Genomic DNA, 18,216 nt, shown 5'->3' with positions numbered 1-18,216 from the left:
AACTCGCGTCGGGGTTCCCCCCGTTGTAGCGACTGCCGCGCACCAGACGCAGAGAAGAACTTTTGCAAGAGGTTTAGTATTCTTTGAGCGTGGATAAATTGCTTTTTTATGGTACAATTGTACTATACAGACAAATATTACTGACTGCGAGGGGAAACTGCCTCGCAGTTTTACCTAATAAAAAAAGTATCCTCTTACGGATTTCTGCAGTTTTTTATGAGCGAATAATCGCTGGTAATATTACACTTCAAACTTTCATAGCTATAACAACTTATTTCTGAAGCGTTCAAACTTCAGCAACTGTTATTTGAGAATAGTTGCAATATTGATAATAAAATTAGCAGGTGGAAATATGGTAAATCAAACTGGGAAAATTTTGGTTTGTAATTTTTTAAAAAATCACAAATCTGGCTCTAATCAAAGAACAAAGTTTACTCTTTACAATTTAGCAGGACAAGAGAAGTATTACTATTTGGTCGATAAATACCAAATCAAAGAAATTTATCAAGTTTTAGATAGTACGACGGCAACATCTGTGGCAGAACCACTAGCAAAAGAATACACCTATCAAGTATTCTTTTCTAGAATTGCCAAGCAAATTTATGGTACACATAAAACACTCAAGCTATATGGAGTTAAGCCAGAAGATGAAGGAATAATTTATAAATATCAATTAATTACTAAAGATGTATATCATCAACTTCGAGATGTACCTATAGCACAAAATCATGAATCAGTTTACGCCTTTGCCAAAGCTAATTTAGCTGAAGGAAATTTAAATATTGCCAAGTATGCGATCGCAAGTACTTTGAATGCGACTCTTATAGAAAAACACGCTAAAGCACTCACCAGTCAAGATATCGCAAAATTTGCTCAAGATATTGACAGTATTTTATTTTATCCAAATTCTTTACAAAAGTATGAAATTCTTGATTATGTACAGGTAAATCACAAAATCTCTGTGCTAGAACTCATTAAAATTTTTGAGGAGCATCGCAACAACATCATCATCAACATCAAGCATTTACAAGATAATTATCAAAGAAAAAGTATCAAACGAATTGCAGGAATCAGGGATGAAAATGAGGAACTGATTAAGCCTTGGTTACAAACAGAATATATTGATGACAGCGAATATATTGGTATGGGTGTATTTGAATTAAATCGTAATACCGCTACTATTAACCTGCTTGTCAACCGCAAAATTAAGCTTGTCAAACTTGAAGATACAACGCCGATTTTAGAGGTTGCAGGTTTACTAACGAACGACCTAGCGAGTTTCAATAATTACACAATTGTCAGTGATGGACAAATCAATATCAAAGCCTTAAAAGTCAAAATTAGTAATCAGAAAACCTTTAAGTTACTCAAAGAAAAAGGTGTTATAGAAGCAGAAGAATTTGATTTTCGTTCTGCATACATTATTCAACTAGATACATTGCCGCTTGTACCGATTGACAAAAATTATAGCAGTATTGATGGATTATTCTCTCAGCTAGCAGAAATCAAAGTGCTTGCTAGTATTATTTATGCTCACCTAAAAGGCGAGTCAGATACATTTGTACCAGCACAATTAGATGATTTGAAAAGTCATTGTCTTTCTAATAATATTTATACAAATTTTCCCACAACTAACGAATATACTAATATCAAACAAGCTCTAGTGAGTGGTATTATTTGTTCACGAGTGAGCTACAAAATCGATATTGGTAGCCAAGACATTATTAACTTCAGTAAATTGCATTCTGCTAATAAATTCCTCAACAGAATGTATCGAGCTTATGACAAAGAAACTGGAGAAATTTTCACTAAGCCTAACTTAAGAATGGTATCTGATGAAAATATTGGTTTTAGACATAAGTTACTTTCATCTCGTACCAAAATAACCAAAGTCGATGAATTGATGAAACCAATTTTTGACGACTTTCTCGGACTGAGACCAAACGGAACAGTTGCAAATATCTTGACAAAAGTCAGTGCTGACAGTTTGGTGCAGATATTACAAGATAAACAAGATGGCAAGCAAGTTAGCAAAGAAGAAATGGTGACAGTATTGACGGCAGCAAGCACCAAGCTAGAGCAATATATCAACCAAATATATCAAGAAAAAATCTCCCCTTTAGTATTTTATATTGGTGCCACGGGATTGCTACCAAATAACATGGTAACTAAAGCTATGAATGCTGAGGAGATAGCTGCTAAATATCCTGATTTACAGTTTTCTAAAAATGAGCAAACAGGCACATTTTTTGTAGTTGGCGATAGTATTATTAGTGTGTATGGTAAAACTGAGTATTACAGCAAAAAACTTGCTATCGGTGTAGAAAAATAAGTTTGCAAAGCCTTAGCTGAAGGATAAAGGATGAAACAGCTTTATCCTTGTTAGCGACACAGGAGCGTCGCGTCATTACGAATTACGTTAGCGCAGCGTAAAGCCTGCGGCATAGCTTCGCTTAGAGCGAGTCCTCGATAGCGTTAGCGTTAGCGAAGCGGTAGCGAGTCCTCGAGCGTCAGCGGTAGCGACGCAGGAGCGTCGCGTCATTACGAATTACGAATTATTTAATCATTGCTTGTATGAATAAATTAGCAAGAGCATTGAGTCCCATGCCTAAACCCGGAACTATAAATAAAAACATCATCGCAAAGATGCCAAATTGGGTATTTTCTAATGGCTTTAACTGAGGAAAAATCTCACTGAAAACATGAAAGCCATCAAGTGGTGGAATTGGTAGAAGATTGAACAGAAATAAAGTTAAATTGATTTGAGCAGCTAAATAAATAAATTCAAAACTTAAGAATCCCGAAATACCAGGAGCAAAGAAAAGTTTGAGTCCTATGGTAAATATGATGCCTAAAGCCAGATTTAACAATGGCCCAGCTGCGGACACTAAAATATTGCCTAGTTTGGCAGAACGAAATTTAGAAGGATTTACAGGCATTTGCCCCCAAGCTATACCAGTGAGGCAAAGAAAAATTAATGACCCCCAACCCATATGAACTACGGGATTGAGTGTAAGATGACCAGTTTTTTGGGGAGTGTTATCTCCCTGACTCATCGCAGCTATGCCGTGAGCAAGTTCATGTAAGGTAATAGAAAATATGACAATAGCGACGATTCTCAGAAATAGAATCGGCTCAGTAATTAATGTTTCGATAAACATGTATTTTAGCTAGTATTATTGGGTTCAGATGCTAAGCTGTTCCACATATAACTTGCATAATTAGAGCGGGCAAGATGCCCACTCCACAAGAGTTTTATTTAATTTGATTATGTAATTTAGATGTTTTTTAGCTTATCCCTGTTATCTGAGGATGAAATACAAAACTTACACGATAGATTCCAGAAAGTCTGTTGAAGGTGAATTTTTGGAAGTTCACAGCTAAAACAGGTGTTGCTTTAGTCAATCAATTGGCTATGTTTTGGTCATGCCTCATCAGTGTAATAACTTGCTGTTTATACTAATATTATGAAAATAATTACGTAACTAGCTACTGTATATTTTGGTAATTATTTAAGATTAAAATTAACTCACTTGTGTTATGCCTAATTGTTTTTCATAGCTTATAAAAAAGGGTTTTTAGCATTTAGCACGCTAAACAGCCTAGTAATTAATACTGAATTAATTTTAAATAATGTATATTTTTTTAATTTGTATGTGATATGCATTGTTGCTTTTCTGCATAGGCGATCGCTATTTCCAATGGTTTGATCTGAATGGATTAACCTGATACTTAGAACCTCGACTAGTTATTTTTATTACCAAGTGCAACTATATTGCTTCTAAATAATTAAGAAAATAATCATAAATTAGACGGTATAATATCTGCTTCTTGGTATTATTTTTGATGCACTGACGATAAACAACAATGGATGAACATCAGCGTCGCTCTTATTGGCGTGCTAATACAGCTTTAATTCGCAATCTTTTAATTGTTTGGGCACTAGTTTCTCTCGTTTTCAGTATTTTGTTGGTTCAACCATTAAATACGTTCCGCTTTTTTGGTGTGCCTTTTGGCTTTTGGATGGCACAGCAAGGATCAATCCTGATATTTGTGGGATTGATTTTTATTTACGCCTTCCAAATGGACAATATAGACCGCAAGTATAATAAAAAGTGAGGAAAAACGGTGACAGTTGAAGCTTGGACGATTTTAATAGTTGGACTTTCATTTCTTGTATACATCTACATTGGTTGGCAATCGCGAGTCGAAAATACTAAAGACTTCTTCATAGCAGGTCAAGGGATACCTTCAATTGCCAATGGTGCTGCCACTGCTGCTGATTGGATGTCTGCGGCCTCGTTTATTTCGATGGCAGGGCTAATTTCTTTTTTAGGCTATGACGGTTCTATTTATTTGATGGGTTGGACTGGCGGCTATGTATTATTGGCATTGCTGCTAGCTCCCTACTTGCGGAAATTTGGTAAGTATACTGTGCCAGATTTTGTGGGCGATCGCTACTACTCTAATGTCGCTCGTTTAGTGGCAGTGATTGCAGCTATCTTTGTTTCACTCACCTATGTTGCTGGACAAATGAGGGGTGTAGGCATTGTTTTTAGCCGCTTCCTACAAGTAGACATCAACACAGGCGTGATCATCGGCATGGTGATTGTGGGCTTTTTTGCTGTCTTGGGGGGGATGAAGGGCATCACCTGGACACAAGTCGCGCAGTACTGCGTGTTAATCGTCGCTTACTTGATTCCAGCGATCGCGATCGCTTGGTTACTTACTGGTAATCCTTTTCCCCAGCTTGCGTTTACATTCAGTGATATTGCTGATAAGCTCAATAAAATCCAAGTTGACCTTGGGTTTAAAGAGTACACTCAAGCATTTGTGAACAAGTCTATGATAGATGTACTGTTCACCACCATTGCACTGATGGTAGGCACTGCGGGCTTGCCTCATATTATTGTGCGTTTTTACACAGTACCTAACGTGCGTGCTGCTCGCTATTCCGCTGGTTGGGCGTTATTATTCATTGCGATTCTTTATACCACTGCTCCCGCCCTTTCGATGTTTGCCCGCTATAACCTAATTGATTCTCTACATAATCAGACAATTGCAGAGGTGCAGCAGCTAGACTGGGCGACCAAATGGGAAAAAACTGGACTACTGTCATTCGAGGACAAAAATAAAGATGGGCGTCTGCAATTAACCCCAAGTAAAGACACCAACGAAATTAAGATTGACCGAGACATTATCGTGCTGTCAACCCCAGAGGTAGCTAAACTTGCTCCTTGGGTGATTGCCTTAGTAGCAGCTGGTGGTTTAGCCGCTGCTTTGTCTACAGCATCGGGTTTGTTGTTGGTAATCTCTAGTTCTGTTGCTCACGATGTCTATTATCGGATTATAGATTCAAGTGCCTCAGAACAAAAACGGGTGTTTGTCGGGCGCGTGATGATTGGGCTATCCCTTGTTCTAGCAGGATACTTTGGGGTGAATCCGCCGGGTTTTGTGAGTGAGGTGGTGGCTTTTGCTTTCGGTTTAGCAGCCGCTAGCTTCTTCCCGGTAATCGTCCTGGGGATTTTTGACAAGCGCACCAATTCCCAAGGGGCGATCGCTGGCATGTTGACGGGTTTAATTTTTACAATCGTCTATATTGTGGGTGTCAAATTTGCAGGCGTACAACCCTGGTTCTTTGGAGTTTCCCCCGAAGGAATAGGAACTTTAGGAATGCTAATCAACTTAGTAGTGACTTTCGTAGTTTCTCGCCTCACACCACCCCCACCACTAGAAATTCAAGCCCTCGTGGAAGACTTACGCAGTCCAACGATTGAGGAGGCGTAGTTTAATTGGGGAACTCACATCTTGCACCTGCCAGTGAAAATAATGAGTCTGCCGCAATAAAGTTATAAAAATTACATATCTATTTGTCTCTGCATTTAGTCCATTTCTAATGGACTTTTGCTATAAGACAGGGATTTACAATCCCTGGCGGTAGAGAGCGAAGCCGAACAATTAGGTAAGTTTTGCGACTGACAGTTTGAAAGGTGCAAGATCTGAGGGAATGGGGAATTGGGAATAGGTGTTTGTTATTCCCCCCAGCCTCCCCAGCTTTTTACTCCCTCATCTCCCCCCACTCCCCAATCACTGCAACCTCTGAATATTACTCATAACTTGCTCGTATAAGTCGGTGTTATTTTCACTGCGGAAGATGGCTGCTGCTTGTTGGAAGTCCTGACGCGCACCTTCTATGTCTCCGTTGGCGGCACGGGCGTTTCCTCGGTTGTTGTAGGCGGGGCCAAAGCTATCATTGAGACGAATGGCTTGATTATAATCGGCGATCGCTCCCTTGAAATCTCCACTGGCGGCGCGAGCATTACCCCGGTTATTGTAAGCGATCGCATATTTAGAATTGAAGGTAACAGCTTGATTGTAATCATCTAGCGCTCCTTTTTTATCTCCATTAGCAGCGCGAGCATTACCTCGATTATTGTAGGCTTCGGCATATTTGGGAGCAAGACGAATTGCTTCGTTGTAATCTGGAATTGCTGCTTGATGGTTCCCTAAAGATGCGCGAGCATTACCCCGATTATTATAGGCTTCAGCGTCCTTGGGATTGATCCGCAAAGCTTCAGTGTAATCTGCAATCGCTGCTTGTTTGTTTCCTAGATCAAATTGAGCTAATCCCCGGCTTTTGTAAGCATCACCATATTCGGGATTCAGTTCTATGGCTTTAGTATAAGAGGCGATCGCTGCTTTTGAGTTGCCTTTGAGGTGCTGATTCTGTCCCTGAACATACAACTTACCAGCACTGGATGTTTGAGTTGAGCGACGATTAGAGGAAGTAATACCTATCTCTGTCACCAACACATCATTATTGTTTTTACTACAAGAAACGCTGATAATTGCGCTTAATGTGGTCAAAGCAGCTATGGTAAATCCTTTACTAATCTTTATCCAGTTTTCCTCCATTAAGCACCATTTCATAAATTGCTATCTACTCTACACCTGAGTAATGGGAACTAAATTTTTACTGCGTTTTAAGTTTTCCGTCTTGATATGCGATAAATCAGCACCAAGCAACTATAAGTTTATTTGGCGTTGCATAATTGCGGGATGATTTATCGGGCTACGCCCCGCTACGCTAACACGCAGAGGCAAGGCAGCGCGTTGCGGGGGTTCCCCCCGTTGTAGCGACTGCCGCGCAGAGGCGCAGAGAGAATAAAGAGTTTGAGATTTCAATCCATCATATTTCATCCCATGATTCAGCAACGCCGTTTATTTAATACTCTTTCCGCTCAACATCACTTTCCTCAGTTTTGGGAGTTAATCGCCAAGCAATAGTTTTGTCAATATCCACAGACAATTGTTCTAGGTTATTACCCAAATCTTTTTGAAGTTTCTGAGTTAGTGTTACAGGAAAATCGAAATTAATCTCTTGGTTTTGTACTAATTTGACTAATTCTGTAAATGCAACTTTGATTGTTGTACGCTCATAACTAGTCAGTTTGCAATAATTAGTCTCCGCTATGTTCTGAGCCTGCATAGCTTTTTTAATGCGCTCTTGCAAATGCTCAAATTCAGAATTTAGCACCTTTAATTGCTGCTCAAATTCTGTATATCTTCCACCCAGGTATATTAAATCTTCTGCTGCCGGATCAGGGTTATTTTCTGCTTGTAGTTTTAGTAAGTGCTTATGTATTTGAGCTAGATAAATACAGTCTAGGTAAGCATATTCTATCTGTTCTTCAGTTAAGGGTCGCTTTCCCCAATTACTGCTTTGTTCCTGTTTATCGATATAGTTAAACTGACAAAGTTCTGTAGCAAGAGTTTTGAGTTGATAGTTGGGTAATGGTAAAAGATAGTAAGGAATTTTTTTGGCAATATCTAAAGTGCAAGTGATATTTTTTGCTTTTTTGTTTCCTAGAAGTTTCAAATCATAGCTAGCATTATGAAATACCTTTTCAATAGCAGGATTTGTCATAATTTTTTCAATAAATTCTGCTATAATATCAGGCTGATCTAAGACATCTAAAAGGTAAACGCGATCGCCACTCATATCTTGAGGATCATCCAATACCTGAATCAGTGACAATCTAGGAGTACGGCTTTTATAATCAGCCACTTCTGTATCAATCCACAGAGTTTGGGCTGTGGTATATTCAGCGACAAGTGAAAGAATTTTGCTAGCGTCTGTGAGATAAGGCATTAGTATAAATATACGGAGTTTTTTCCCAAATCAAGAACGCATAATTTACCCGTAAAAGGTACGATATAAATAAGATTTAGTTAAATAGTACATACCACTGGCGATATTATATGCTGCCATCGTCAGCAAGTAGCGATCAGCCTATTAACAATTCTCAAACTAAGTTAGATCGGTTTTTAGTTTGTGGACTAGGAAGTTTGGGTCAGCATTGTGTTGCTATTCTCAAGGAATATGGTGTTATTGTCAATGCCATCGACCAAGAACAGCCCAAAAATTGGCAAGTACCGGACGTATTAAGTTTATTAGAACACTTACTAATCGGAGATTGCCGTCAAGCAAACATTCTAGAACAGGCACAAATTTGTCAATGCCGAACTGTGCTTTTAGTTACTGGTGATGAGCGAGTTAATATAGAAGCTGCCTTTGCAGCACGACTTCTCAATCCTCAAGTGCGTCTTGTTGTACGTTCTGATAAGCAAAATCTGAATGAACTTTTAAGTCAAAATCTCGGTAATTTTATTGCTTTTGAGCCCAATCAACTATCTGCTTCTGGCTTTGCTATTGCAGCTCTTGGAGACGAAAATATTGGATATTTCACACTCGAAGGACGCCAACTTCAGGTAGTAAAGCATCGAATGCAAGCAAGCGATCGCTGGAGTAATCATCAGCATTTATATGAACTTAATACCTCATCTCGTAGGGTATTACATCACACTAATAGTTCATCTAATTCGGTTACAGAATTTTATCAGTGGGAACCAGAAGCAATATTACATACTGGCGATACTATTGTTTATATCGAAGTTAGAGAAGAGGTGACTCGTTCGCCACAAATTGTTACTCAATCTCGCTTTAGCTGTCAGCAATTGTGGCAAGTGATTGTATCGGTAATAACTGAGAATCAATTTAAACAAAAAATCGCGCAATTGTGGCAAAAATTAGAACGTTATCAAAGTTTGAGATTAGCAATAATTTGTAGCATTACAGTACTTTTATTATGGTGTTTTGGCACAATCGTTTATTGTTTAAATTATCCTGAAATTAACCTAATAGAAGCATTTTATGCTACTGCGGTATTGCTGTTGGGAGGATATGGAGATTTATTTGGCGGAGTTAACTTTAAAATACAGCCAGAACCAGCCGAACACATGCCAGGATGGTTACGATTATTTAGTCTCGGATTAACTTTGACTGGTATAGGTTTTGTGGGAGTATTATATGCCTTATTAACTGATACTCTCTTAAGTTTGAGATTTAAATTTTTTAGTAGCTACCTACCAGTAATGCCTCAAAAAGATTATGTTGTAGTCATTGGATTTAATCGAGTAGGTCAACAAGTTGCTGCTTTGTTACAAGAACTCAAGCAACCTTTGGTGGGTATTAGTAGCACTGGCATTAACGTAGATTTGCTCAACAAAATACCACTGATTATTGGTAGTATTGCCGAAGCTATAAATAAAGTAAATCTTGCCAAAAGTAAAAGTATTATAGTCGTCACAGACGATGACATGGAAAATTTGGAAATAGCTTTGATGGCTCATGCTCAAAGTCCTGATACTCACGTGATCATTCGTACTTATGATCGGCGTTTTAGTGAGAACATAGCACGGCTATTTCCCTATGCTCAAGTTCTGTGTACCTCTGTAATTTCCGCAGAAGTTTTCGCGGCTGCAGCTTTTGGGGAAAATATTCTCAGTTTATTTCACTTTGATAATCAGACTATTTTGGTAGTGGAGTACATAATTGAGGTTGGTGATACACTCAATGGATTACTATTAGCTGAAGTCGCCTATGGTTATGGTGTTGTGCCAATCCTCTATCAAAAGTATAGGCGATCGCCTGTTAAGTTAATGCCTACTGATGATATCAGACTGGTTGCTGGCGATCGTCTAATTGTTTTAGCAAATAGCAATAGTCTTCAACGAATTGAACGAGGTGAATTGTTACCACGTACTTGGTATGTAAAGGTCGAGAAAGCTTTAGCTCAAGATGCTATTTTTGACGGTGCAAATGAAATAAGTGTGATTTCTGGCTGTAGTATAAATATAGCTAGAATATTCATGCATAATTTGCCGGGACAGTTACCTATGGCATTATATAAACATCAAGCTCTGCGTTTAGTACGAAGATTGAGTAAATTAAGAGTCACAGCTCAGATTAATTCGTAATTAACAAGTTCCGTGGGTTTAAGTCCCCCAGTTCTATAATCGGCAAGTTTTGTGTTGGGGTCAAATCCCCATTACAAAACTTAATTACGCGCTTCGCAGCGGTAGCGAGTCCGCGAGCGTCATTACGAATTACGAATTACGAATTACTTAAGCTGTTCCACATTTAACTTGCAAATACTGGGCAAGTAAGACGCCATTGGTGTCAACTTAACCGCGTCAGCAGCGGTTAGAAACAGGTCTACACAAACAAAACCCACCTACATGGGTTTCAAACCTTTATAGATGTGATCACCAGTATCTTCATCATTATCTTCGTCTTTGACAATTAAATAGTCTGTTTGATGTGGTTTTGGTGTGACATGATTTAAATTTGTATTTAGTGCAGCATAAGTTTCTATTTTGGCAGATAGCATGAGTAGAGATACAGTACTTAGAAAACTTAAGGCTGTTACTATTTGCCAATTTTTAACTTTTATCAACATCAGAATTAACTCCAGCTACTAAATAGATTGATAATCATATCGATACAAAAATATTCTACTTAGTTATTCTTCCTCAAGAGCGATCGCATAATCAATTTATGTTGATAAGCAGCATTTTATGATTAATATGTTCATCCATAAGCATGATGCAAATCTGAAGCTTTCAATAGGTCAATCGTTTTCAGGATTTTAGCTACAACAAATTGTTAAATATATTTGTGATGATGAATACGTGCATTTTCAGAAAACCTATTCCCTGTCCCCTCCTTTGATGAGATTTTCATAACATAAGTGGGAAAACCGTACTCATCTGATAGGTTTTCTTCACCATAAATCTGAGTTTAGCTAGATACAATCGGAGTGTGGCTTGAGTAATGCTGTTGTCTAATAAAGACTAAAAAATCTAAAACAGCATTAGTAGGAGAGCAAAAATATGACAAATCAATTGAAAACTGCTGCTTTATTGGCTGCGCTTAGTGGCTTATTGATTGCAGTTAGTTACTGGGTAATTGGTGGTACTGGTGGCTTGATTATAGGAATTGGTCTAGCAGCAGTAACCAACTTATTTTCTTGGTATCAATCAGATAAGATTGCATTAGCAGTTTATCGCGCTCAACCTGTGAGTGCTTCACAAGCACCAGGACTCTATCAGATGGTGCAGAGATTGAGCGATCGCGCTAATATTCCTATGCCAGCAGTTTACATTGTCCCTAGTCAAACTGCTAACGCCTTCGCCACAGGTCGCGATCCTGAACACGCTGCTGTTGCTGTTACAGAAGGCATTTTGAATATATTACCAGAGGATGAACTCGAAGGCGTAATTGCTCACGAACTAACTCATATCATCAATCGTGATACGTTAACTCAAGCTGTTGCTGCAACTGTTGCTGGTGCTATATCTTTTCTCGCACAAATGGTGAGTTACAGCTTATGGTTTGGCGGTGGTTCACGAGATAGTAACAGAGGTGCAAATCCTTTGGGAGTTTTATTAACCGTATTACTTGCACCATTCGCTGCCACAATCATTCAATTAGCAATCTCGCGCACACGCGAATTCTCTGCTGATGCTGGTTCTGCAAGATTAACAGGTAATCCCCGCGCCTTAGCACGGGCGCTACAACGGCTAGAAGCTACAGCACGACAGATGCCTTTAAATGCTAATCCAGCTTTTGAACCGTTATTAATCATCAATTCTATCTCTGGACAATTTTTAGGTAGCTTATTCTCTAGTCACCCTTCTACTGAAGTACGAGTTCAACAGTTGCTGAAATTAGAACAGCAATTAGCGACGACAGTTTATTAAAGGATTTTTTAACTATGAACGACGGCAACATCGAATCCACAGTGGTAGTAGAAATTAGTTCTCAAACTAACGAAATGGTGGAAACCGAAATGGTCGGTGAAACCGATGAAGTGAAGCACGAAACCAAAGCGCTGATTGAAGCACTCAAAAGACGTGCCCAAACAGAGGCAGAGTCAGCAGGTACTCTCACCCGTGAAACCTATTTGAATGCTGTACGCAAAGCACGAGAAGCGATTGAAGGAGAAAAATTAATCGAACGCGATCGCTTAGAACGTTCTTGGGCAGTAATTCAAGACGAAACAGACAAAAACTTGCATCTACTACTTAAAGAATTAGCAGATTTAAGCGATCGCTTTCAGGCTGCTACCAAAGCTGCTTGGGAAGCCTTCAATGCACCCCGCCCTCACAATTAATTAACAGTAGAGACGCGCCATGGCGCGTCTCTGGATTTTTTGATAAATACTTAATAAATTTCTTTCCAAGCTTTGACAGTACCTTTACCTATTTCACTGTCTATAGTTTCTCCACTTTCCGCGACAAGTCTAATATTCACATTTTTTGGCGGTGAATTCTTCAAAGCATTTGCTAGCTCATTGTTGACACTAAATGTGCTATTCTTTCCTTCTAGACGGAAAATTTTGTCTTCAATTTTTAGATAAAGGTTAGTTACTTTCAATGCAGCATTTGATACTACACAATCGTTAGTAACTATAGTTTTATAGAAACTCTTGCTAGATAAACAATCGCGATCGCGGTAAGCCAAAAGAAAGCGTACCGAATCTCGACTCCAGAGGCTGACAACATCAACCTTGGCATTAGTATTGAGTAAACGCTTGTAAAACTGATGTCTGTCAAATATCCCAACATATTCCCCTTCAAAGGGGTCTTGGATTCTCACAGGTCGCGACCAAGGTACATTCAAGTCAGTACCTAAAGCTGCCGATTTGACAATTGGGATTTCTGTGGATGCTTTTGTTGTTGGTTGCTCATCAACAGCCTTTACTGACCCCACAGGAATGACGCTAAAAGTTGCTACACAAAGACTGACTAAACCTAACCTGACTATCCTTTGTTTAGTCAAACCTAAAATAAGTTGATTCCCGCCGTTGCAATACATCGGCATAATTCAAAAACCGAATTATAACATTCATACTTCAATTATAGTTTTAGGCTTGAAATAATAACCTTCAACTACTCAATATAAAAATCCGACTTGATAACTGAACATACTTGTGTAGACAGGGAACAAGGAACAGGAAAAAGACGAATTACGAATTACGAATTACGAATTATTTAACGCCACCCCAAAAAGCGCAACCCAGGAACAATGATGTAATAGCTAATCCCTAACCAAAAACTCGCAAACGTGCCAACACAACCAAAAAAAGCTACAGGTGTCCATAATTCAGACCAGCTTGGTTGTAGAGAAAATTGCCAAATAGTTGGTACCAATTTTAAAAATATTAAAACTGCATAAGCGATCGCACTGCCAAAGGAAGCAACCACAGTATAAACTAAGTGATGGCTGCGAAGACCCAAACTCAAGGTAAATAAAGAAACAGCAACTAAAATAAATGCTACCAAGCCCTCACCGCTGTCGTTGGGTGTAATTAAATGCAAGACTAGCCAGCCGAATCCATAGCTAATCATACTCATCAACGACGCTACCAAAAATCGCCGTCGTTGTCCAAAGCATCCCGATACAGTCAAACCCCAAGCAGTTCCCAGCCCTGCAAAAATGAACACCAGAATATCAGCCCCAAAAACAGGTTGAGTATTGGGAACCAACTCATTTACTTGATATCGCATCAATTCCACAATTTGCTTGCCTAAGCTTGTCCGATAGGCCAAAATAAAACCAGCGATCGCACCCATAAAAGCGCCAGCACCAGTCAAAATCATCGCCCAAATTGTTGCCACGCAAGCTTGGAAAACTTTGAGAATCGTTTTCACGACGAAAAAAGTAGTTTGACCAACAGATTGAGTCAAGTCAGATCCAGCTTGCTTAACATTTTGTTTCAATAAAGTAGACTGGCGGGATACTTGTGTAGCGAATAGCTTGGTAGTGTCTCGCAGTTGGGAAAATAGCCCCTTTTGTGAAGATGCTTGGATAATTTTTGTTAAACGCCTTTGAATAATTGCTGCATTAGTCGGACGCGATCGTACATTCTCTTGTACCATCTCATTCAGCAAATCTGCCAATTGCGGGTTAATATTCACCCTTTCGCGCCAGCGCAATTCCCCAGTCTGTTGATCTTCTAACTCTGGTGGATATTTGCCTGTAAGCAGTTCAATCATTGTCCGACCGAGGGCATAAAAATCAGCTTGTGGCCCCACATTACCCCCAGTCACTTGTTCTGGTGGACTGTAACCAGAAGAAAATAACCTAGTAGAACTAGATTGAGAACGTAGCTTTGAGGCACTAAATTGTTTTGCCCCTCCAAAATCAATCAATACTAATCGGTCTTTCCCTGTTCCACCTTGAGGTAGCGCATCCGGCAACAGAGTATCCAACATTAAATTAGAAGGCTTAATATCCCTATGAATAATTTGGCGTTTGTGTAATTCCTGTAAAATCTTAACTACTTGGACAAACCAGTTTAATACTAAATTTTCTGGGCACCCTTGAGGATAATCTTTGAGCATCTCCTCTAGAGTCCGTCCATTAATTTTTTCCATCACCAGACAAGCTAATTGGCGACGTTTAGGATTAAATAAATTTACTTGAAAATACCCATCCGCCTCAACTCTTGGAACACCAGGATGCAATAGACTACCTAAAACGGCGGCCTCTTGCGTAAACAATTCTAATGCTTTAGGTGAATCTTCCACCAAAACTTTCAGTACTTTCTCTGTTTGATTTTTTTCATCCCAAACCGTGTAAATTTGGGCAAATCCTCCCGAACCCAAAGGCTGAAGTGGGACATAACGATCTAACAACTGTAGCGGTGCGCCACAGCTGTTGCAAAATTTGTTTCCCCAAGGCTGAGGATAAGGGCGTTGACAATCAGGATTTATGCAGTGAACCTTAAAACGAGCGTAAATCAAGGTTTTTGACCTTTAAATCATTTTAGATACTCAAATAGCACTTAAAATAGTGCTTTTAAGTGCCTGAGCATTTACTTTGATGCTGATTTATACATTATGTTATTAAGTAGACATGCTCAACTAATGCTCCTTCTCTATTATCAACGCAACAGACAAGATAGCTATGTCTATCCCCAAAAACCGCCTCAAGTGAATGAGTTGACATACTCACCGAGCTGAAGTCGGGCGTGATTCTTGACACGCTCGGGTTTTCCTAAACATGCAACTTTAAATTTTATACTTACCGACTTCTCATCTATCCACTTGGTATGACGCTGCCCATCGCCCTTTATGATCAAAATATCAGAAAAATATGAAATCACCAGATTTTCACCACAAAACATGGGCAGCATTTGGGAAATAGATTTTTACTCCCGTCCAATTTTGGACGCAAATCAAAAAAAAGTTTGGGAAGTTTTGGTGTGCGAAAGTCCTTTGGGTGTAGATACGAAAACAGATTCTCTGTTTCGTTATGCTCAATATTGCCCTAGCACCCAGGTAAATTCAGGTTGGTTGCGGACAGCACTACAAGAGGCAATTAACAAAGCCGAAGCAGCACCAACGAGAATCCGCTTTTTTCGTCGCCAAATGACCAATATGATTACCAAAGCCTGCCAAGACTTAGGAATTGCTGTTCAGCCTAGCCGCCGTACCCTGATTCTCAATCAATGGTTAAAACAGCGGATGGAAGAGGTATATCCTCAAGAACCAGGGTATCAAGGAGGGACAAATCCTTCAGTACGCTTAGAAAATCCCTTGCCTCAACGTTTACCAGATGCTTTAACAGGAGAGCAATGGGTATTTGTGAGCTTAGAGGCTAATGATTTTGCAGAAATGCCAGAGTGGGAAATTAGCTTTGGTGACGCTTTCCCACTGGAATTAGCACAGATACCGCCTGATACCCGCATTCCTGGTATTTTGATTTTCTCATCGAGAGCCTTAGCGATCGCAGGTTGGATGTCTGGTTTAGAGTTAGCTTTTTTGAGATTTGACACCAGCTTGGGAGCAAGATTGCTCCTAGAGACTGGCGCTACTGAAAGTTGGATTCTGGCAAACATCAAAAACCCGCAGATATTAGCTGAAGCTAAAGGTTTTGAAGAAGCTAAGCAAAAAGCCAATGGAGTGCATTTTATCGGTGTACAGTCCAACCCCCAAGCAGAATCTTTCGCTGGTTTTTGGCTATTGCAAGAAATTATGAATGGGGAGTAGGGAGTAGGGAGTGGGGAATTGGTGTTTGTTCTTTCTCCCCCTGCCTCCCCTGCTTGTTCTCCTCTTTCATCTCCTCATCTACAAAATCTGGAAACCCAGACGAAATCGAAGTTTCTTAATTACGAATTACGAATTACTAATTACGAATTCGTATAAGACAGTCCAATGATTTGGGATAATTATCTGCGTCCATCCGCGTTGATCTGTGGTTCTAAATTGCAACTGCACCAAACACACCGATAATTCTTGAAAATTATCTGTGTCCATCAGTCTACCTTGCGGTCAACCGCTCTAGGGGAGTCTACATCTGCAATTCAAAATCCACAATCCACAATTCACTAAGGGTCATGGGTTCTGAAAATATGTCACAAGATACGCTAGCAGAACATCTGCTGGAATTAGCCATCAAATCCGGAGCAGAAGTTGCTGAAGTGTATCAATCGCGATCGCTTTCTCGACCAGTGTTTTTTGAAGCAAACAGACTCAAACAACTAGAAACTAGCCAATCTGAAGGAACAGCACTGCGGCTCTGGCGAAATGGGTGTCCTGGGCTGACTGTAGCTTATGGCTCTGTTCCACCACAATTAATGGTGGAACGAGCTTTAGCCTTAAGTCAACTCAATCAACCAGAACCAGTAGAATTAGGCAGCAACTTTCAGCCAGCCTACCCAAATTTGGGCGAGGCTGTGCCACCTGAGATTTTAGTCAACTGGGGTAAAGAAGCGATCGCTCTGATTCGTAATGTCTACCCAGATGTACTATGTAATGGTGACTGGGAATGTGATGTTGAAACTACCAGACTTGTCAATACCAGAGGTCTAGATTGCCACTACACCGACACTACTCTGAGCTGTTACATGTCAGCTGAATGGGTACGTGGTGATGATTTTTTAAGTGTTTCCGATGGACAAACCCAACGGGGCGAACTCGAACCTCAAAAATTAGCTAACCAAATTTTACAGAGGTTAATCTGGTCGAGAGAAAATGTTCCACCTCCGACAGGTAGAGTTCCAGTTTTGTTTACTTCTAAAGCTGCTGATATGCTTTGGGGTACTGTACAAGCAGCTTTAAATGGTAAAAGAGTCCTAGAAACAGCTTCTCCTTGGGCGGAACGCCTGGGTAAACCAGTAGTTGCATCTAGTCTTACCCTCTACCAAGATCCAGAAGCCGGGCCTTATAGTTGCCCTTTTGATGATGAAGGTACTTCCACTAGTTCTTTAGTGTTTATCAAAGATGGAATACTACAACATTTCTATTGCGATCGCACCACCGGACGCCAACTAGGTATCGATACCACTGGAAATGGTTTTCGTCCTAGTTTGGGCAGTTACCCCACCCCAGGCTTATTTAATTTCCTAGTTAAGCCAGATTCGGCATCGCTACAAGACTTAATTCAACTGCTAGATCATGGCTTGATTGTAGATCAAATGCTGGGTGGCGGTGGCGGTATTTCTGGAGACTTTTCCATCAACATTGATTTAGGCTACCGTGTGGAAAATGGTCGTGTAATTGGGCGCGTTAAAGATACAATGGTTGCCGGCAACATCTATGCAGCCCTCAAACAAGTGGTTAAACTAGGTGGAGATGCTGATTGGAACGGTTCTTGTTACACTCCTTCTCTTATAGTAGAAGGACTATCTACTACCGGGAGGAATAATTGAATTGGGGGATTTGTAATTCGTAATTCGTAATTCGTAATGACGCTCGAAGACTCGCTACCGCTGACGCTCGAGGACTCGCTACCGCTTCGCTAACGCTAACGTAATTCGTAATTCGTAATGACGCGACGCTCCTGCGTCGCTAACGCTGACGCTC

General features: G+C 39.9%; 15 protein-coding genes. 8 read left to right on the top strand and 7 right to left on the bottom strand.

Features of this window, described 5'->3' with window-relative positions; translation table 11 throughout:
• Positions 1-352: 352 nt before the first annotated feature.
• Positions 353-2,332 carry a hypothetical protein gene (locus tag AC5JMF_RS20415; RefSeq protein WP_495797547.1) on the top strand — a complete coding sequence of 660 codons (1,980 nt, stop codon included), beginning with the start codon at positions 353-355 and terminating at the stop codon, positions 2,330-2,332.
• Between the two features lie 223 nt (positions 2,333-2,555).
• Here the strand turns inward: AC5JMF_RS20415 and AC5JMF_RS20410 are convergent, their stop codons facing one another.
• Positions 2,556-3,161 carry a site-2 protease family protein gene (locus AC5JMF_RS20410; protein ID WP_495797546.1) on the bottom strand — a complete coding sequence of 202 codons (606 nt, stop codon included), beginning with the start codon at positions 3,159-3,161 and terminating at the stop codon, positions 2,556-2,558.
• A gap of 706 nt (positions 3,162-3,867) precedes the next feature.
• Between AC5JMF_RS20410 and AC5JMF_RS20405 the strand changes: the two genes are divergently transcribed.
• Positions 3,868-4,119: a DUF4212 domain-containing protein gene (locus AC5JMF_RS20405; RefSeq protein WP_495797545.1), complete on the top strand. Its 252-nt coding sequence runs from the start codon at positions 3,868-3,870 to the stop codon at positions 4,117-4,119.
• 9 nt (positions 4,120-4,128) lie between these two features.
• The gene (locus AC5JMF_RS20400; RefSeq protein WP_495797544.1) at positions 4,129-5,787 is read left to right on the top strand and encodes a sodium:solute symporter family protein; all 1,659 of its coding nucleotides are present in this window, start codon (positions 4,129-4,131) and stop codon (positions 5,785-5,787) included.
• A 300-nt stretch (positions 5,788-6,087) separates the two neighbouring features.
• On the opposite strand, the gene AC5JMF_RS20395 is transcribed toward AC5JMF_RS20400, so the two are convergent.
• Positions 6,088-6,930, bottom strand: coding sequence for a tetratricopeptide repeat protein (locus AC5JMF_RS20395; protein ID WP_495797543.1), 843 nt, complete (start codon positions 6,928-6,930; stop codon positions 6,088-6,090).
• A 295-nt stretch (positions 6,931-7,225) separates the two neighbouring features.
• Positions 7,226-8,152, bottom strand: a complete 927-nt coding sequence (locus tag AC5JMF_RS20390) for a ribonuclease D (RefSeq protein ID WP_495797542.1) — start codon at positions 8,150-8,152, stop codon at positions 7,226-7,228.
• A 110-nt stretch (positions 8,153-8,262) separates the two neighbouring features.
• On the opposite strand from AC5JMF_RS20390, the gene AC5JMF_RS20385 reads away from it, so the two are divergent.
• Positions 8,263-10,320, top strand: coding sequence for an NAD-binding protein (locus tag AC5JMF_RS20385; protein ID WP_495797541.1), 2,058 nt, complete (start codon positions 8,263-8,265; stop codon positions 10,318-10,320).
• Between the two features lie 257 nt (positions 10,321-10,577).
• Here AC5JMF_RS20385 and AC5JMF_RS20380 read toward each other — a convergent pair whose 3' ends face one another.
• Positions 10,578-10,802: a hypothetical protein gene (locus AC5JMF_RS20380; protein ID WP_495797540.1), complete on the bottom strand. Its 225-nt coding sequence runs from the start codon at positions 10,800-10,802 to the stop codon at positions 10,578-10,580.
• A 433-nt stretch (positions 10,803-11,235) separates the two neighbouring features.
• Between AC5JMF_RS20380 and AC5JMF_RS20375 the strand changes: the two genes are divergently transcribed.
• Together AC5JMF_RS20375 and AC5JMF_RS20370 are read left to right on the top strand one after the other, a co-directional pair.
• Positions 11,236-12,105, top strand: coding sequence for a M48 family metalloprotease (locus tag AC5JMF_RS20375; protein ID WP_495797539.1), 870 nt, complete (start codon positions 11,236-11,238; stop codon positions 12,103-12,105).
• Between the two features lie 14 nt (positions 12,106-12,119).
• Positions 12,120-12,518 (top strand): hypothetical protein, encoded by a 399-nt coding sequence (locus AC5JMF_RS20370; protein ID WP_495797538.1) that lies wholly within the window; start codon positions 12,120-12,122, stop codon positions 12,516-12,518.
• Positions 12,519-12,568: 50 nt separating this feature from the next.
• Here AC5JMF_RS20370 and AC5JMF_RS20365 read toward each other — a convergent pair whose 3' ends face one another.
• Positions 12,569-13,228 carry a hypothetical protein gene (locus AC5JMF_RS20365; protein ID WP_495797537.1) on the bottom strand — a complete coding sequence of 220 codons (660 nt, stop codon included), beginning with the start codon at positions 13,226-13,228 and terminating at the stop codon, positions 12,569-12,571.
• Between the two features lie 170 nt (positions 13,229-13,398).
• On the bottom strand, positions 13,399-15,153 hold the full coding sequence (locus tag AC5JMF_RS20360) for a serine/threonine protein kinase (RefSeq protein ID WP_495797536.1): 1,755 nt from the start codon (positions 15,151-15,153) through the stop codon (positions 13,399-13,401).
• A gap of 381 nt (positions 15,154-15,534) precedes the next feature.
• Here AC5JMF_RS20360 and AC5JMF_RS20355 point away from each other — a divergent pair, with 381 nt between their 5' ends.
• Positions 15,535-16,401, top strand: a complete 867-nt coding sequence (locus AC5JMF_RS20355) for a Tab2/Atab2 family RNA-binding protein (RefSeq protein ID WP_495797548.1) — start codon at positions 15,535-15,537, stop codon at positions 16,399-16,401.
• Between the two features lie 126 nt (positions 16,402-16,527).
• Here the strand turns inward: AC5JMF_RS20355 and AC5JMF_RS20350 are convergent, their stop codons facing one another.
• Complete coding sequence (locus tag AC5JMF_RS20350; protein WP_495797535.1) at positions 16,528-16,668, bottom strand: hypothetical protein; 141 nt, start codon at positions 16,666-16,668, stop codon at positions 16,528-16,530.
• 80 nt (positions 16,669-16,748) lie between these two features.
• On the opposite strand from AC5JMF_RS20350, the gene AC5JMF_RS20345 reads away from it, so the two are divergent.
• Positions 16,749-18,062, top strand: a complete 1,314-nt coding sequence (locus AC5JMF_RS20345; RefSeq protein WP_495797534.1) for a TldD/PmbA family protein — start codon at positions 16,749-16,751, stop codon at positions 18,060-18,062.
• The last annotated feature ends 154 nt before the right edge of the window (positions 18,063-18,216 follow it).

This window comes from Desmonostoc vinosum (genome assembly GCF_059505385.1).
The sequence above is the reverse complement of the archived record's forward strand: the minus strand, read 5'-3'. Positions and strand labels throughout refer to the sequence as shown.

What these genes read in the sequence shown, in the direction of transcription:
- AC5JMF_RS20415 (WP_495797547.1), top strand. Translation starts at nt 353, where the DNA reads ATGGTAAATCAAACTGGGAAAATTTTGGTTTGTAATTTTTTAAAAAAT.
- AC5JMF_RS20410 (WP_495797546.1), bottom strand. Translation starts at nt 3,161, where the DNA reads ATGTTTATCGAAACATTAATTACTGAGCCGATTCTATTTCTGAGAATC.
- AC5JMF_RS20405 (WP_495797545.1), top strand. Translation starts at nt 3,868, where the DNA reads ATGGATGAACATCAGCGTCGCTCTTATTGGCGTGCTAATACAGCTTTA.
- AC5JMF_RS20395 (WP_495797543.1), bottom strand. Translation starts at nt 6,930, where the DNA reads ATGAAATGGTGCTTAATGGAGGAAAACTGGATAAAGATTAGTAAAGGA.
- AC5JMF_RS20390 (WP_495797542.1), bottom strand. Translation starts at nt 8,152, where the DNA reads ATGCCTTATCTCACAGACGCTAGCAAAATTCTTTCACTTGTCGCTGAA.
- AC5JMF_RS20385 (WP_495797541.1), top strand. Translation starts at nt 8,263, where the DNA reads ATGCTGCCATCGTCAGCAAGTAGCGATCAGCCTATTAACAATTCTCAA.
- AC5JMF_RS20380 (WP_495797540.1), bottom strand. Translation starts at nt 10,802, where the DNA reads ATGTTGATAAAAGTTAAAAATTGGCAAATAGTAACAGCCTTAAGTTTT.
- AC5JMF_RS20375 (WP_495797539.1), top strand. Translation starts at nt 11,236, where the DNA reads ATGACAAATCAATTGAAAACTGCTGCTTTATTGGCTGCGCTTAGTGGC.
- AC5JMF_RS20370 (WP_495797538.1), top strand. Translation starts at nt 12,120, where the DNA reads ATGAACGACGGCAACATCGAATCCACAGTGGTAGTAGAAATTAGTTCT.
- AC5JMF_RS20365 (WP_495797537.1), bottom strand. Translation starts at nt 13,228, where the DNA reads ATGCCGATGTATTGCAACGGCGGGAATCAACTTATTTTAGGTTTGACT.
- AC5JMF_RS20355 (WP_495797548.1), top strand. Translation starts at nt 15,535, where the DNA reads ATGGGCAGCATTTGGGAAATAGATTTTTACTCCCGTCCAATTTTGGAC.
- AC5JMF_RS20350 (WP_495797535.1), bottom strand. Translation starts at nt 16,668, where the DNA reads ATGGACACAGATAATTTTCAAGAATTATCGGTGTGTTTGGTGCAGTTG.
- AC5JMF_RS20345 (WP_495797534.1), top strand. Translation starts at nt 16,749, where the DNA reads ATGGGTTCTGAAAATATGTCACAAGATACGCTAGCAGAACATCTGCTG.